Annotated in this window: 14 protein-coding genes; 5 read left to right on the forward strand and 9 right to left on the reverse strand. The window is 73.2% G+C overall.

Features of this window, described 5'->3' with window-relative positions:
- Window positions 1-553: BtpA/SgcQ family protein (locus Q7W29_01700; GenBank protein ID MDO9170525.1), on the reverse strand; the 553-nt coding region annotated here is incomplete at its 3' end.
- A gap of 151 nt (window positions 554-704) precedes the next feature.
- Here Q7W29_01700 and Q7W29_01705 point away from each other — a divergent pair.
- A complete protein-coding gene (locus tag Q7W29_01705; GenBank protein ID MDO9170526.1) occupies window positions 705-1,289 on the forward strand; it encodes a thymidine kinase in 585 nt (194 codons plus the stop codon).
- A gap of 10 nt (window positions 1,290-1,299) precedes the next feature.
- On the opposite strand, the gene Q7W29_01710 is transcribed toward Q7W29_01705, so the two are convergent.
- Window positions 1,300-2,832 (reverse strand): HDOD domain-containing protein, encoded by a 1,533-nt coding sequence (locus Q7W29_01710; protein ID MDO9170527.1) that lies wholly within the window; start codon window positions 2,830-2,832, stop codon window positions 1,300-1,302.
- A gap of 195 nt (window positions 2,833-3,027) precedes the next feature.
- On the opposite strand from Q7W29_01710, the gene queD reads away from it, so the two are divergent.
- Window positions 3,028-3,387 carry a 6-carboxytetrahydropterin synthase QueD gene (gene queD, locus Q7W29_01715; protein MDO9170528.1) on the forward strand — a complete coding sequence of 120 codons (360 nt, stop codon included), beginning with the start codon at window positions 3,028-3,030 and terminating at the stop codon, window positions 3,385-3,387.
- Between the two features lie 31 nt (window positions 3,388-3,418).
- Here queD and Q7W29_01720 read toward each other — a convergent pair whose 3' ends face one another.
- The 7 genes from Q7W29_01720 to Q7W29_01750 are packed head-to-tail and all read right to left on the reverse strand — an operon-like array spanning window position 3,419 to window position 13,754.
- Window positions 3,419-5,443, reverse strand: coding sequence for a tetratricopeptide repeat protein (locus Q7W29_01720; protein MDO9170529.1), 2,025 nt, complete (start codon window positions 5,441-5,443; stop codon window positions 3,419-3,421).
- Window positions 5,440-8,073: a BatD family protein gene (locus Q7W29_01725; protein MDO9170530.1), complete on the reverse strand. Its 2,634-nt coding sequence runs from the start codon at window positions 8,071-8,073 to the stop codon at window positions 5,440-5,442. The genes Q7W29_01720 and Q7W29_01725 overlap by 4 nt, the downstream gene beginning before the upstream one ends.
- On the reverse strand, window positions 8,067-9,812 hold the full coding sequence (locus Q7W29_01730) for a VWA domain-containing protein (protein ID MDO9170531.1): 1,746 nt from the start codon (window positions 9,810-9,812) through the stop codon (window positions 8,067-8,069). The genes Q7W29_01725 and Q7W29_01730 overlap by 7 nt, the downstream gene beginning before the upstream one ends.
- A 38-nt stretch (window positions 9,813-9,850) precedes the next feature.
- Window positions 9,851-10,840, reverse strand: a complete 990-nt coding sequence (locus Q7W29_01735; GenBank protein ID MDO9170532.1) for a VWA domain-containing protein — start codon at window positions 10,838-10,840, stop codon at window positions 9,851-9,853.
- Complete coding sequence (locus Q7W29_01740) at window positions 10,833-11,876, reverse strand: hypothetical protein (protein ID MDO9170533.1); 1,044 nt, start codon at window positions 11,874-11,876, stop codon at window positions 10,833-10,835. The genes Q7W29_01735 and Q7W29_01740 overlap by 8 nt, the downstream gene beginning before the upstream one ends.
- Window positions 11,873-12,826: a DUF58 domain-containing protein gene (locus Q7W29_01745; GenBank protein MDO9170534.1), complete on the reverse strand. Its 954-nt coding sequence runs from the start codon at window positions 12,824-12,826 to the stop codon at window positions 11,873-11,875. Before Q7W29_01745 ends, Q7W29_01740 begins: the two co-directional genes overlap by 4 nt.
- Window positions 12,810-13,754 carry a MoxR family ATPase gene (locus Q7W29_01750; GenBank protein MDO9170535.1) on the reverse strand — a complete coding sequence of 315 codons (945 nt, stop codon included), beginning with the start codon at window positions 13,752-13,754 and terminating at the stop codon, window positions 12,810-12,812. The genes Q7W29_01745 and Q7W29_01750 overlap by 17 nt, the downstream gene beginning before the upstream one ends.
- A gap of 231 nt (window positions 13,755-13,985) precedes the next feature.
- Between Q7W29_01750 and Q7W29_01755 the strand changes: the two genes are divergently transcribed.
- The 3 genes from Q7W29_01755 to Q7W29_01765 all read left to right on the forward strand — a co-directional run.
- Window positions 13,986-14,267, forward strand: a complete 282-nt coding sequence (locus Q7W29_01755) for a DUF507 family protein (GenBank protein ID MDO9170536.1) — start codon at window positions 13,986-13,988, stop codon at window positions 14,265-14,267.
- A gap of 31 nt (window positions 14,268-14,298) precedes the next feature.
- On the forward strand, window positions 14,299-14,583 hold the full coding sequence (locus Q7W29_01760; protein ID MDO9170537.1) for a DUF507 family protein: 285 nt from the start codon (window positions 14,299-14,301) through the stop codon (window positions 14,581-14,583).
- A gap of 49 nt (window positions 14,584-14,632) precedes the next feature.
- Window positions 14,633-15,205: hypothetical protein (locus Q7W29_01765; GenBank protein ID MDO9170538.1), on the forward strand; the 573-nt coding region annotated here is incomplete at its 3' end.

Genomic DNA, 15,205 nt, shown 5'->3' on the forward strand with positions numbered 1-15,205 from the left:
CGCCGCCGCGGCGGCGCAGGTCGGCGACCTCGTCGGCCAGCGGGCGCGGGGCCAGCGGCGCGGCGTGCTTGACGCGCACGTCGGCCAGGATGCCGACGTCCGGCGCCAGCTGCCGCCGCAGCCGCAGCACCGCGGCGGCCCGGCCCTCGATGAGCCCCTGGTCGGTGACCGCCGCCCCGACCAGGACGTTGACCCGCACGAAGGCGGCGCCGACCGCGGCGGCCACGGCCAGGGCGGCGTGCGCGTCGTTGCGCAGCACGTTGATCCCCAGCGGCAGTTCGGGGCAAGCGTCGCGCAGCGCGGCCGCGACGCGGGTCAGCGACGCGGTGGTTTCGGCCGGCACGTCCCGGGGGAAGAAAGGGATGTCGTGGTAGTTCTCGAGCATCAGGGCGCCGACGCCCCCCCCGGCCAGCGCCCGCGCGTCGTCCAGCGCGGCGGCGACGACGGCGGCCATGTCGCCCCCCCAACCCGGGGATCCGGGCAGCGGCCGGCAATGGACCATGCCGATGACCGGCACCGGCAGCAGGCGGCGGAGTGTCTCGCGGTTCCACATGGGCCGATCATAGCATCCGGCTGCGGGGGCGCAAGGGCCAAGCGCCGCGGGGCCGACCCGGGGAAACCGTGCTGGTCAATCCCCTCCCCCTCGCGTACATTGCGGACCGTCCGGGGACGCGCGGTCCCCGTCGGCCGACCACGGAGGCGCGATGCAGATCATCCAGGGCAAGACCGGCTGGCTCGAAGTCATCTGCGGGCCGATGTTCAGCGGCAAGAGCGAGGAGCTGATCCGCCGCATCCGTCGCGCGCAGATCGCGCGCCAGCGCGTGCAGCTGTTCAAGCCCTGCATCGACGACCGCTACAGCCAGCACGAGATCGTCTCGCACAGCCAGCAGCGGCTGCCGAGCACCCCGGTGGCTTCGAGCCTGGACATCCTGGACTGCGTGGACGACAAGACCGAGGTGGTCGGCATCGACGAGGCCCAGTTCTTCGACGACGGTCTGGCCGACGTCTGCAACAAGCTCGCCAACCTGGGCAAGCGGGTCATCGTGGCCGGGCTGGACATGGATTACCGCGGCCGGCCGTTCGAGCCCATGCCGCGCCTGATGGCCATCGCGGAGTACGTGACCAAGCAGCTGGCGATCTGCGTGCTGTGCGGGAATCCCGCCAACCACACCCAGCGGCTGACGGACGAGCAGATGAAGATCCTGGTGGGCGCGCAGGGCACGTACGAGGCGCGCTGCCGGCGCTGTTTCGAACCGCCGGCGGAGGACGAGCCGCCGGCCGCCGACTAGGCCATCCCCCTCACAGGCAGGCTTCCACGTCGACGCCGCGTAGCCGTGCGGCCAGCTCCCGGAACCGGGGCAGGTCGATGCCCAGCCGCACCCCCGCCAGGCTGGCGCGGTAGGCCAGGTCCACGCCGCCCTGGTCCGCCTCCACGCAGCCGGCCAGGTCCTCCCCCAGCGCGATCATCGTCGCCAGCGAACCGGCCGGCGGTTCGGCGTCCAGGCTGTGATGGCGCCGCACCGCGTGCGCCAGTTCGGCGCCCAGCCCCCAGTCCGCGATCAGCAGGGCCCCCAGCTCACCGTGATCCCAACCCAGCGTGCGCTGCTCGACCCGCCAGAGCGGGACACCCTCCTTGCGGGCGTCTTCGACCAGCTTCCCGTACAGACCCGGCAGGGCGCGCGCCATGATCAGCTGACCGATGTTCTGCATCAGGCCGCCCACGAAGACCGCCTCGCGGTCCTCGGCGCCGAGGTGCTCGGCGACGGACTGGCTGGCCAGGGCCGAGAGCAGCGAGTCGCGCCAGATGCGGTGCAGCAGCGGGCTGGTGTCCACGCCGGGGAACGCCGAACGCGAGGCGTTGACCACCACCCAGTTGCGCACGGTCTTGAAGCCCAGGCGCACGACCGCGTCGCGGATGCTGCGGATCTCGATCGCCGAGACGTAGAACGAGGAGTTGGCCACCCGCAGCAGCCGCGCCGCCAGGACGAGGTCGCGGGCGATCTCCTTCTCCAGCATCGCCGGGGTGGCGCGCTGGTCGTTGATCAGTTCGAGCAGCCGGCCGGCGACCTGCGGCATGACCGTCATCTCGCCGACCTGCTCGTAGACCTGACGGGCCTGCAGATCGCCGGGACGCAGCCCGTCGAAGTGGTTGCGCTCGCGCTCGCGCCGCCGGGAGGTGACGGTGCCGAGGATCTCCCGCATGCCGCTGCCGAGGGGCAGGGCGTCGCGCTCCAGCGCGTGCAGGCGCAACAGGGCGTGCCGCGCGAGCAGGGCCGCGTCCTGCACGAGCTGCTCGCCCTGGAAGCTCAGCCAGTCCAGGTAGACGTAGGTGCACCACTTGCCGCGCAGGGGCAGCGGCACGATCAGCGCGACCTGGTCCTCGCCGACCGAGAGCGCTTCGAGCAGTTCGCGCGGCACGTTCTCGACGGGGACGGGTCCCGCGTAGGCCACGCGCTCGCGGGTGAGCACGTCGAACAGGTCGTGCTCGCGCTTGGTCATCACGCGCGGGTTGGCCGAGCGCGGTTCCACCAGGCGGGCCGGCAGTTCGACGCCCTCGGCCAGCAGGATGCGCAGGCCGGTGCTCCACTGGCGCAGCAGCAGCAGGCGGGCGCCCTGGCGGCGGGCCAGGTCCAGGAAGACCTGCATCACGTCGCTGCTCTCGACGGCCTCGTCCAGGGCGGCGAGCGAGCGCACGAGATCCTGGTACCGCTGCTCGGTCCCGATCTCGGTCGCGGTGCGCTGCGGCGGGGGGATGCCGGCTGCGGCGCACAGTTCGGCTTCCTGCTGGTTCGCCTCGATGCGGTCGGCGACGACGGCGTCGAATCGGCTCACGGGGACCCTCTCGGCTGGGGATCGCGGGCGCGGCAGGGCGCCCGGGCGCACTCCCTGCTCATCGGCCGCGGCGGCTTCCGGTTGAGGGAATTCGCTGGCAAGACCCGCGGAATCGGCTATTCTGGGCCGAAGCCGCCGTCAGCGACCGTGACGCCGCCGCCACCCGCCCCCCTCGTCGGACCCCCGGAGGAAGACATGCCGCACCGGATCACCAAGACCTTCACCTTCGACGCGGCCCACTGGCTGCCGCGCGTCCCGGAGGGGCACAAGTGCGGCCGCCTGCACGGCCACACCTACAGCGTGACGATCGCGCTGGAGGGGGAGGTCGATCCGGAGACGGGCTGGATCGTGGACTTCGGCGACATCAAGGCGGCCTTCCGGCCCCTGGAGAAGCGCTTGGACCACTTCTGCCTCAACGACATCGAGGGTCTCGAGAACCCGACGGCAGAGGTCATGGCCCGTTGGATCTACGAGCAGATCAGCGGCACCCTGCCCGAGGTCGCCGAGGTGACGGTCCGCGAGACCGCGAACACCTCGGCCGTCTACCGGCCATAAGAACAACGACCAGCACGAAGACGGCCGGCGCTCAGCGCGGGTGGGCGGCGAGCCAGGCGCGTGCCCTCGCGTCGGTGGGCTGCGCCTGCAGCAGCCGCTGGTAGGCCTCCCGCGCCTCTTCGATGCGTCCGGACCGGTCGCGTATCTCCGCCAGGTTGCCCCAGGCCTGCCAGTAGCCCGGCTCGCGGGCCAGGACGTCGCGGAAGACGGGTTCCGCCTCCCGGTCGCGTCCCAGTTGCACGAGCGCGAGCCCGGAACCGAACAGGGCCTGGAGGTCGCCGTCGCGACGGGCGAGTTGCTGGAACCGCCGCAGCGCGCCGCCGGCGTCGCCGCGCTGCAGCAGCACCCAGGCTTCGCCCAGCTGGGCGCGCGGGTCGTCGGGCGCGGTCCGCAGGGCGATCTCGTAGTGCGCCGCCGCCTCGTCCAGCCGGCCCGCCGCCAGCAGGAGTTCGCCGAGCCAGAGCCGGCCCGGCTGGGATGCGGGCGCGAGGTCGACCCATTCCCTCGCCAGCTGCAACGCCTGGTCGTCCCGCCCCTCGCTCCGGCGCAACCCGATGAACGAATCGTAGAGATTGTCGCGGATCAGGTCGAAGTGCGGCTGCGGCGTGCGGCGCTGGATGTCCAGCGCCGCGGCGTATTCGCGGCCGGCGTCCTCGAGCCGTTCCTTGGCCAGCCAGGCGTTGCCCAGCGTGAAATGGTGGAAGGGGTTGGTCTCGGTGCGGTGCTCACGGAACGTCGCGAGGTCGCTCAGGGCCGCGACGGCCAGCAGCGCCGCGACCGTCGGACCGGGCCACCCGTGCGTCCAGCGGCGCCGGCGCAGCGCGGTCCACAGCGCGTCGGCGCCGGCGCCGGCGGGGATCGCCAGCAGCGCGGCGACCGGCAGCCGGAAGCGCGCGTTGACGAAGAAGAGCAGGATCGACACCGCGTAGAGCGCCGTCACGCCCAGCGTCAGGCGCCGCCCGCCGGGCGCGCCGTCGCGCCGGCTCCAGCCCAGGGCGCCGAGCACGAGCACGACCGTCCAACCCGGCCAGATCGGCAGGCGCAGCAGCGGCGACCACTCGCGCCAGGCGTAGATGTACTTGTCGTTGGAGCGCTCGCCCTCAGCCAGCAGCAGGCGGAGCTTGGTCGCGTAGAGTTCGAGCGCGGCGAGCGGTTCGCGGGCCCAGAACGCCAGGCCGCGGCGCAGGAACCAGCGGTCGACCTCCGAGGGCTTCAGGTCGCGGCCGGCGTCCTTCTCGGCCATCGCGATCGCGTCGTCGTAGCCACCCTGCCAGGTCGGTCGCGTGCCGGGCACGATCGCCGTGCGGCCGTCCGATTCGGGGTTGTTCCCGATGTAGAAGTTGACGCCGCCCTGGGTCGCGATCGCGACCTGGTCGTGGCCGCGCACGGCGTTGGACACGGTCACCGGCAGGATCGGCAGCAGCAGTCCGACCGCCGCCGCGGCCCAGCCGTGCGCCGACGGGCGCGGGAAGCCGCCGCGCAGCAGGTACCAGACGACGGCGGGCACGACGATCAGGATGTTGGGCCGCGCGATGGCCGACAGTCCCAGCACCAGGCCGGCGAGGCCGAGGCGCCGCCAACCGGGCCTGCCCTCGGCGCGGTCCGCCAGCAACCACAGCAGGAGCAGGTTCAGGGTCACCGGCAGGGTCTCGAGCAGCAGTTCCGCCGAGTAGTAGATGCTGGTCCAGAGGCCGGCGTAGAGCAGGCCGGCCAGCCACCCCGCGCGCCGTCCCCAGAGGCGGTCGGCGGTCAGGGCCGCCAGCCCCGCCCCGAGCGCCGAGATCAGGCCCTGGACCGCCAGGACCGGGAAGAAGGCGCCGCCGAACACGGCGTAGAGGCCCGCCAGCAGGTACATGTACAGCGGGGCGCGGAAGAAGGGCTCCGGCCCGGGCCAGGTGCCCGCCAGCAGGCCGCGGGCCCACTGGTCGTGGAACGCCGCGTCCATGATCGGCCGGTCGAAGAGGGGGTTGTCGCGGATCAGCCACAGGTGGAGCAGGCGCAGGGCGAAGGCCGCCGCGACGCAGATCCAGAACAGCCGCGCGCGGTCGGTCCTCATGGCTTCCCTCCGGCGCGCACCCGCACGCGCTCGACCGCCGAACCCGGCAGCCAGCCGTTCCACTCGCCGCCGAGCGCGACCTGGCACCAGCCCGCCCGCTCGCCGCGGACCTGCAGCGACAGCCCGTCGTGGACCTGGAACACGACCGGGAACGTCGCGTCCGGCCCGCTGCGCACCTCGGCTTCGGCGACGACGACCACCGCGTGGTCCAGGACCCGTTCGTCGTACCAACGCCAGGCCACGACCGCCGCCAGCGCCGACGCGAGGCAGAGCGACGCCAGCCAGGCCCGGCGCGTCCACGGCGTGAAGCCGCCGCGCCAGAACGACCAGCCGACCACCGCCGCCGCGAGCCAGGCGGCGACCGTGAGCAGCCGGCTCCACTCGTCCAGCGACAACCCCCGCAGGGCCGCGGCCGCGAACCGCAGCGGTAGCGGCGTGGGCGTGCCCTGCAGTTCCTGGTCACGCGCGTGCCCGCGCACCCAGGCCAGGTTGGCGCGCGCATCGGCGTCGCGGGGGGCGGTACGCAGGGCGCGCTGGTAGTTGACGACGGCCTTGCCCAGTTCGCCGCGGCGCGCGTGGGCGGTGGCCAGGTTGTAGCAGGCCGTCGGGTCGCCGGTCGCCGCCGCCGCGCCGAAATCGGCCACGGCCGCATCCAGGTCCCCCCTGGTGTAGGCGTCGACGCCCTCGGCCAGCCGGTGGACCGCGGACAGACCGGTCGCCGCGGGCTGCGTGCGCGCCGGAACGGCCGCCGAGGCCGCCAGCACGGCCAGCAGCACCGCACCGACGAGCGGGCCCGGCGCGGCGGGCTTCACAGCGTCGCGGGCGAGTTCGTCCAGGAGACCGCGGGCCCGCGCGACCGTGTCCCCATCACCGGTCCGGGGTTCGCCGACCGCGCCGTAGCGCGAGGCGGCGCACGCCTGGAGCAGCGATTCCAGGGCGGCCCCGACCGCGGGCGCGCCGCGGGCGGCGGCGTGCGCGCCGACGGCGCCGGCGGGCAGGCCGGACGCGGCACGGCCGGTCATGTCCGCGACGTAACCGTTGATCGCCCTGATCACCAGCGCGCTCGCCGCTTCGGCATCGCCGGTCGCCGCGGCCTCGTCCAGCAGCCGGCGGGCCGTGCGCAGCGCGTGGCGCCGGCGCAGGCCGACGGGATCCCCCAGCATCGCCCGTCGGCGACCCAGCCACAGGCGCCAGCCCGCGAGCGACAGGGGGGCGAGCAGCGTCACGAACCACCAGCCGAAGGACTCCGGCAACGGTGCGCCGCGGCTGGACAGCCGCGGCGGCGCGGGGTGCACGAACGCCAGGTCGCTGGCGAGGCGCGCGATCTCGCCCCGGAAGCCCGCCGCGTGCTGCACGCCGTCCTCGACGGTGGGGTTGTCGCTCGGCGTCACGTCCAGGGTGCGCCCGCCGGCTTCGATGGTCCGGTACCGCTTCTGCGCGGGATCGAACCAGGTCACGCTCGCCGCGGGCAGCTCGACGCGGCCCTCGGCCGACGGCACGAGCACCTTCTCCGCGCGCAGGACGGCCAGCTGCCGGCCGCGGGCCTCCTTCATCTCCAGCCCGCCGCCAGCCTCGTGGACCTGGACGCCGCGGGGCGCTTCCCAGGGCACTTCGGTGACGCTCTTGAGCGAGCCGTCGGCCTTGAGCACCAGCGTCCAGCTCACCGGGTCGCCGCGCGGCACGCTCGTGCGGTCGGTCTGGACGTCCAGTTCCACCTGACGCGAGACCAGCCCCAGGAACCCGGGCGGGGCGGGCCGCGGCAGGTCGAGCACCTCGACGGTCAGCGACGAGCTCTCGAGCGTCTGCGGCCCTCGCTCGCGGGTGCGGCGCGAACCGAAGAAATCGGCGAAGGGATCGCCCGACAGCGTGACCTTGGCGGGCGAGACCGTCAGCCGTCCCGCCCGCGTCGGGTACAGCGCGTAGCGGAGCTCGGTCATCTCGTACGCCTTGCCGCCGACCGTCTCGCGCGAGTTGCGCTGGGGCGGCAGGTCCTCCCGCCAGAAGCCCTCCGTCCGCGGGGCCTCGTACTGGGGCCGGTCGTAAAGGCGTGCGAAGGGGTCGGCGAAGAACCGGAAGATCAGCACGACCTGCTCGCCGACGTAGACCTCGTCGCGATCCACTTCCAGGGTGACGAAGTAGGGGCTGCCGGGCCCCGCGCGGCCGGGGCGCGCGGCCGGGACCACCGGTTCCGACCGCGGGGCCGCGCTGCGGTTGCCGTTGCCGGTCACCGCGCCGGGATCGCCCGTGACGCGGATGGTGATGGGCTGGGTGCGCAGCGTCTGGCCATCGACCGTCGTCCGCAGCGACGGGATCACCACGTCGCGGTCGGTGCGGAGGCTCAGGACCCAGGTCCAGGTCTGCGAGCTGCTCACCGCCCCGTTGACCATCTGGAAACTGGTGCTGGTGCCACCGCGCGCGGCGTCCACGCCGGCGATGGGCGGCAGGTCGGGCATGGCGAGGTCCCGCCCCTTGCCGCTGACGGTCACCGTCAGCAGGATCTGGTCCCCGACAGCCGCGCTCGTGCGGTCGACCCTGGCCTGCAGATCGGCCGCATCGGCCGCGACGGCGAACGCGGACCAGCACAGCAGTAGCGCCAGGCAGAAGCGCGGCGCATCGTGTCCTCTCACCATCGTTTCCCGCTCCTGTTCCCCTCGCCCTGCAGGCGCTGCTGCACGGCGCGCCGCAATTCCTCCTCGTCCCGGTCCAGCCCCTTGAGGATCGACAGGGCGCGCTCTCGGCTCAGCTGATCCTGATCGGGATCGCCGGTTTGCGGCTGGGTCTGCTGCTGCTCTTGCTGCTGCTGCTCTTGCTGCTGCTGCTGTTGCTGCTGCTGTTGTTGCTGCTGCTGTTGTTGCTGCTGCTGTTGTTGTTGCTGTTGCTGCTGCTGTTGCTGCTGCTGTTGCTGCTGCTGTTGATCCTCCTGCTCTTCCGGCGGCGGCTGTTCGAGACTGCGAACCGCCAGTTCCAGATTGTGCAGGGCGTCCCGCTGCGAGGGATCCAGGTCCAGGGAGCGCCGGAGCTGCTCGACGGCTCGACGCGGATCGCCCGCGGACAGGGCGTTGGTGCCAGAATTGTACAGGCTTTCGGAGCGCAGGTCCGGATCCGACGTCTGCGAAAGGGCGCGGGCGAACTCCCGCTCCGCCTCCTCGTGGCGGCCCAGCCGCGACAGGGCCTCGCCCACCGCCAGGCTCAGGCGGGGATCGTCGGGCGCCTCGGCGCGGGCGGTCTCGAAAAACTTGAGCGCGCCTTCGTAGTCGCCGGCGCGGTAGAGGTCGTGTCCCTGGCGGGCGGCCTCCCCGCCAGGCTGTTGCCAGGGCGCGGCCCGGACCGGCGACGCGGCCAGGCACAGCAGCAGCGCGGCGGCGGTGGCGGCGTGGCGGCGCGGGCGCACGAGCGCGCCCAGCCACAGGCTGGCCAGGGCCAGGCCCAACGGCCAGACGAAGCGCTCCTCGTATCGCGCGACCTGGCGACCGCCGAGGTCGCGCTCCCCGAGACGCGCGATCACGTCGTGCAGGGCGCGGCGGTCGAGACCGCCGCGGCCGATGCGGAACACGAAGCCCGGGCCCGCATCCGCCAGTTCCTGCAGCGAAGCGAGGTCGAGGCGGCTCATCACGACGCCGCCCTGGTCGTCCTTGAGGAAGCCCTCGCTCTCGGGATCGGGCACGAGCCCGCCGCTCTCCTCGCCGACGCCCACCGGAACGATCACGATCCCCTGCTCGCGGCAGCCCGCAGCCGCCTCGCGCCACCCGCCTTCGAGATCCTCGCCGTCGGTCACCAGCAGGATGGCTTGGCGGGCGCCGTCCGCGCCCGGGCCCCTGCCGCCGACGAGCAGTTGGCCGGAGGTCTGCAGCGCGCTCGCGATGGCGGTGCCCTGGGTGGAGATCATGTCCGTGTCGGCCATCCTCAGGAAGAGCTGCGCGGTGCCGCGGTCGAGGGTCAGCGGGCACTGCACGAAGGCCTGGCCGGCGAACAGCACCAGCCCCACGCGGCCCTGGTCGTAGTCGTCGAGGAACCCGGCGAGCTCCGCCTTCGCGCGGGCCATGCGGCTGGGCACGACGTCCTGGGCCCGCATGGAGTTCGAGACGTCCAGCGCGATGACCACGTCGGTGCCGCGTTGGCGCATTTCGATCTCGTGGGTCCCCCACTGCGGACGCGCCAGGGCCAGCGCGAGCCAGCACAGGCCGGTCAGCAGGAAGAAACGGCGCCAGGCGAGCGCCGTGACGGGCCGGCCCTCGACGTGCTCGCCGGCGCGCCGGCCGAGCAGGCGGCCGAGATCCGCCCGCGCCCGCCCGTCGCTCCAGCGCAGCAGGACCCACAGCGCCGGCGGCAGCAGCAGCATCCAGAGCCAGGCTTCGGCGGCGAACCTCACGGGGTCTCTCCTCTTCGGCGTCTCACGTCAATCTCGCATCACGGCGCCCGACGCAGCCAGGTGGCCGCGAGCACGGCCTCCAGCAGCAGCAGCGCCAAGGCCGGCCCGGCGAACCAGGCCATCCGTTCCTGGTACCAGGTCGTGACCCACGTCTTGTAGCGGCTCGTCTCGAGCTGGTCGATGGTCGCAAAGATCTGCGCCAGCGCCGCGGGGTCCTCGGCGCGGAAGTAGCTGCCGCCGGTCGCGGCGGCGATGCGCCGCAGCAGGTCCTCGTCGATCGGCACCTCGACCATGCGGGTGCGGCGGCCGAACAGCGGCGAATCCTCGGGGTAGGGCACCTTGCCCTTCTTGCCGACGCCCACCGTGTAGACGCGCACGCCCAGCGCCCGGGCCAGCTCGGCGGCCGTCTCGGGCTCGAGGGTCGGGATGTTGTTGCTGCCGTCGGTCAGCAGGATCACCGTGCGGTTCTTGGCCTCGGAATGGCGCAGCCGGTTGACCGCCGTGGCCAGCCCGAGACCGATGGCCGTGCCGTCCTCGATCAGGCCGACCTGCACCTGGTCCAGGAACCCGTTCAGCACCGAACGGTCCAGGGTCAGGGGGCACTGCGTGAAGGCGCGCGACGCGAAGACGACCAGCCCGACCTGGTCCGTGGTGCGCGCGTCGATGAAGTCGCGGATGATGCGCTTGGCGACCGCTAGCCGGTTGTCGGGCTGGAAATCGAGGGCGAGCATGCTGCCGCTGATGTCCAGGGCCACCACGATGTCGATGCCTTCGCCCTCGACCTCGCGGCTGGAGTGGACGTCCCGCGGCCTGGCCAGCGCCACCACCAGCAGCAGCAGGGCCGCGGTGCCCAGCCAGGGCAGGGCGCGATGCGCCCGGACCCGCGTTCCGGACCGCTCCTGCACGAGCAGGGCCAGGTGCGGGTGGCGCAGCGCAGACGTGTCGGGCCGACGCCGGCGCAGCAGGAAGGCCGCGGCCAGCACCGGCACCGCGAGCAGCAGCAGCCAGGGATGGGCGAACTCAAGCATGCGCGCCCCCTCTCCCGCCTGCGGTCGCGGCCTGCACGCGCTCCCAGCAGCGCTCGGATTCCAGCAGCACCGCCGGCGGCACGGGGGTGTAGCGGAGCGGCTCGCGCCGCTCTCCGATCTCGCCGACCACCAGGGCCAGGAGTTCGCGCCCGTCGGCCGGCAGCGCCGCCGCCGGCGCGAAGCGCAGCTCGTCGCACCGCCCCAGGATGCCGGCGGCGGCGCGGCGAACCGCGGCCGGGTGCCGCAGGGCGTCCAGGGCGACGGCCACCTCGGTGGCCGTCATCTCCAGGGCGGCGAAGCGGTAGCGGGCCGCGAGGTAGCGCCGGAAGGCCGCGTCGAGGCGGTGCAGGAACACCCTGCCCTCGCCGCGCTCCAGCAGCCGCTCGGCCAGCAGCGCGTCGAGATCCCGCGCCGCCTGCAGCCAGGCGGGAAGGGGCAGCGGCTCGTCGGTGCCGTCCGGCTTCGCGCGCCGCCGCCGCCGCCACAGCCAGACCAGGACGGCCGCGATCGCGGCCAGCAGGAGACCGAGGGCCGCCAGCCACCAGGACCGTGGCAGCCGGCGCGGATCCCGTACCGGCAGCGGTTCGGCCGCGGGATCGAGCCGCCCGGCGATCCTCCGCACCGGCCCCGCGACGGCTTCGCCTTCCCAGGCCAGCCGGAAGGGTCCCGGGCGGTAGGGACGCAGCGTCAGCACGACCCGTTGCGCCGCTCCCGCCGAGGCGGGTCCGGCCTCGCGCGCGACGACCGCGATCCAGTCGGCGCGCGCCGTGACGGAATCGGCGAGCACGGTCGTGCCGGCCGGGAACTCGCAGGTCAGGGTGAAGGGCTCGCCGAAGCGCAGCGTGTCGCGCTCGCCGATGGTCAGCGTCGGTCGGGGCGCGCCGGTCGCCGCACCGAGCGACAGCAGCACGGTGTCCGCGGGAGCGGGCGCCGTGACGGGCGCGGCGCGGGGCTGCGCCGCCGCCGTCGCCGCCAGGCCGAGGGCCAGGGCCGCGGCGACCGCCGCCGATCGCGCCACCTCCCGCGCGCGCCTCATCGCCGGCCCCTTCCGCGTCGGCTCCGCATGGCGAAGAACTGCTGGAGCGGCTCGACGTAGCTGCTCGTGATGTCGATGTCGACGAGATCGACGCGGGCGGCGCGCAGCAGCCGCTCCAGGCGCCGGTCGTGGTCGGCCGCCCGGCGGGTCAGCTCGGCGCGCACCTCGCCGTCCCCGACGTCGACGAGGGCCTCGCGGCCCGTCTCGGCGTCGATCCAGTTCACCAGCCCGGCCGCCGGCAGCGCGGTGTCGCGCGGATCGCGCACGCGCACGGCCACGCAGTCGTGGCGGCGCGCGACGACGCGCAGCGGCGCGTCGAAGCCGTCGGCCCAGAAATCCGAGACCAGGAAGACCGTCGCGCGCCGCTTGAGCACCGACCCCAGCAGTTCCAGGGGCGCGCCGAGGTCGGTGCCGCGGCCGGCCATCTCCGCGGCCAGCAGCTCGCGAATGATCCGCAGCACGTGCCCGCGGCCGCGGGCCGGCGGCACGAAGAGCTCGACGCGGTCGGAGAACAGCACGAGCCCGACCTTGTCCTTGTTGGCGGTCGCGGCGAAGGCCAGCACGCCGCACAGCTCGGCGGCGATCTCGCCGCGCGTCCGCGCGCCAGAACCGAACAGCCCCGAGCGGCTGACGTCCACCGCGAGGACGACGGTCAGCTCCCGCTCCTCGTCGAACTGCTTCACGTACGGGGCGTCGGAGCGGGCGGTGACGTTCCAGTCGATCGTGCGCACGTCGTCGCCCGGCACGTACTCGCGCACCTCGCGGAACTCGATGCCGCGCCCCTTGAAGACCGAGTGGTACTCCCCCGAGAAGGTCTCCTCGACCAGCCGCCGGGCCCGCAGGGCGATGCGCCGCACCGCCTCGATCATCTCGGGCGGGATCGGCGCCTCCCTGGTCCGCGGCGGCGGCGGGGCGGCCGGCTCGAGGGCGCGGCTAAGGAACTTCCACATGGTCGAACAGGTAGGTGATGATGTCGTCGCTGGTCTTGCGCTCGGCCTCGGCCTCGTAGGTGACCAGCACGCGGTGGCGCAGCACGTCGTGGCCGACCGCCTTGACGTCCTCGGGCACCACGAAGGCGCGGCCGGCCAGCAGCGCCCGGGCCCGCGAGGCCTGGGCTAGGGCCAGCGTCGCGCGCGGCGAGGCCCCGTAGGCGATCAGCGGGGCGACGTCCAGCCCGTGGGCGGCCGGGTCGCGCGTGGCGAACACCAGGTCCAGGATGTAGCCCTTGATCTTCTCGTCGAGGTGGATGCCCGCGACGCCCCGGCGCAGCGTCAGCACCTCCTGGGCGCTGATCACGGGCCGCACGCGCGGCGGCTCGCGCCCGGCCATGCGGTCCAGGATGAGCCGCTCCTCGTCGCGCGTCGGGTAGCCCACCTTCAGCTTCAGCAGGAACCGGTCGACCTGGGCCTCGGGCAGCGGGTAGGTCCCCTCCTGCTCGATCGGGTTCTGGGTCGCCAGCACCAGGAAGGGGTCGGCCAGCGGGAAGGTCTGCTCGCCGATGGTGACCTGCCGCTCCTGCATGGCCTCGAGCAGGGCGCTCTGCACCTTGGCCGGCGCGCGGTTGATCTCGTCGGCCAGGATGATGTTGCTGAAGATGGGCCCCTTCTTGACCGAGAAGGTGCCTTTCTCGTGCTCGTAGACGGTCGTGCCGACGATGTCGGCCGGCAGCAGGTCGGGGGTGAACTGGATGCGCTGGAAGCCGGCGTCGATCACGCCGGCCAGGGTGCGCACGGCCAGCGTCTTGGCCAGGCCCGGCACGCCCTCCAGCAGGACGTGCCCTCCCGTCATCAGGCCCACCAGCAGGCCCTCGAGCATCGGCCGCTGGCCCACGACGACCTTGCCGGCCTCGGCCAGGATCTCTTCGAGGCGTCGCGACATCTCGTCGACGCGGGCGGTGTCCAGGGGCTCGGTCACGCTCTATCCTCCTCGAAATGGCGACGGCGGTTTCCGCGACGGCGCCGTTCTACCTCGCCGGCAGCCCGGCGGTTCCCGGTTCGCCCGGTCGGCGCGCGAAGTTCAGGGTAGTCCATCGAAATCCCCTTGCCAAGGGAAGGTAAACAGGTTTCCATGGGCGGGCCGAACCGAGCCTGCCCGAACCGGGGAGCCGAAGTGCGCCTGTCGCCCAACAAGATCGAGTTCCTGGCGGAGAAACTGCTCGAGATGATCGAGCGGGACTCCCGCCTGCACATCCAGACGAACTCCGACCTGGTCTACCGCGCCATCGTCGACACGATCTACGACGACATGCGCACCGAGGACCAGATCGAGGTCGAGGTCGAGGAACTGCTCAAACAGCACCTGGGCGAGATCCGGGCCATGGAGATGGACTACGGCGCCCTGCGCGCCAAGATGAAGCGCGAGATCGCCCGCAAGCAGGGCTTCGTGCTCTGAGCCGCCTGACCCGCACCGGGAGCCGCGACCGATGAGACTTTCCGAAGAGCGCATCAGCGGCCTCTCGCGCCGCATCATGGACCTCCTGCTCGACGAGGAACACCTCGATCTCGAGGTCGGCGAGGACCGTTTCGGCGTCATGCTCGAGGCCAAGCTGACGCAGCTGCTGCGCATCGAGGACGAGATCGACGAGGAGGCGTCCACCTGGATGCACCAGCACAAGCCCGCGCTCGAGGACGGCTCGCCCGAGTTCGAGGTCGAGATGGAGAAGGTCAAGAAGAACATCGCCGACACGAAGGGCTACGTCCTCTATTGACGGCCGCCGGCTCGCCGTCGCTCCCCGTCGCCCCCGGAAGGGACGCCGCATGCGGGTGACGCTGCTGACCCCCTACCTACCCCACGAGGCGATCGACCACGGCGGCGGCGTCGCCGTGCGCGGCATGGTGCGGGCGCTCGCCCGGCGCCACGAAGTGACGCTCGTCGCCCTGGAACGCCCCGGCGAGTCCGACCTCGTCGCCCCGACGGCGGCCTCGCTCGGGTGCCGCGTGACGACGGTGCCGTTCCCGGCCGCCGGCGCCGCCTCCCCCGCCGCGCTGGCGCGCCTGGCCGCCGCCCGACTCGTCGCGGGTGTGCGCGGGCTGCGTCACGGGCGCCCCTATTACGTCCAGAAGTACCACACGCGGGCACTTGCTCAGGCCGTCGTCGAGGCCGTGGCGGCCAGCACCCCCGAGGTCGTGCAGTGCGAGTACCTGCAGACCGCCCTGCTGCTGCGCGATCTGGCGGGCTGGCGGGACCGCGAGGCCGCGGCTGGTCGGCCCGCGCCCCGGCTCTTCCTGAGCAGCCACGAGATGGGTTCCCTGCCGCGCGAACGCCGGGCCGCCCTCGCCCGCAACCCCTGGCGCAGGGCGCTGCTGCTGCACCAGGCCGCCGCCTGGCGC

The sequence above is a fragment of the bacterium genome (assembly GCA_030654305.1).
GTDB lineage: Bacteria > Krumholzibacteriota > Krumholzibacteriia > LZORAL124-64-63 > LZORAL124-64-63 > PNOJ01.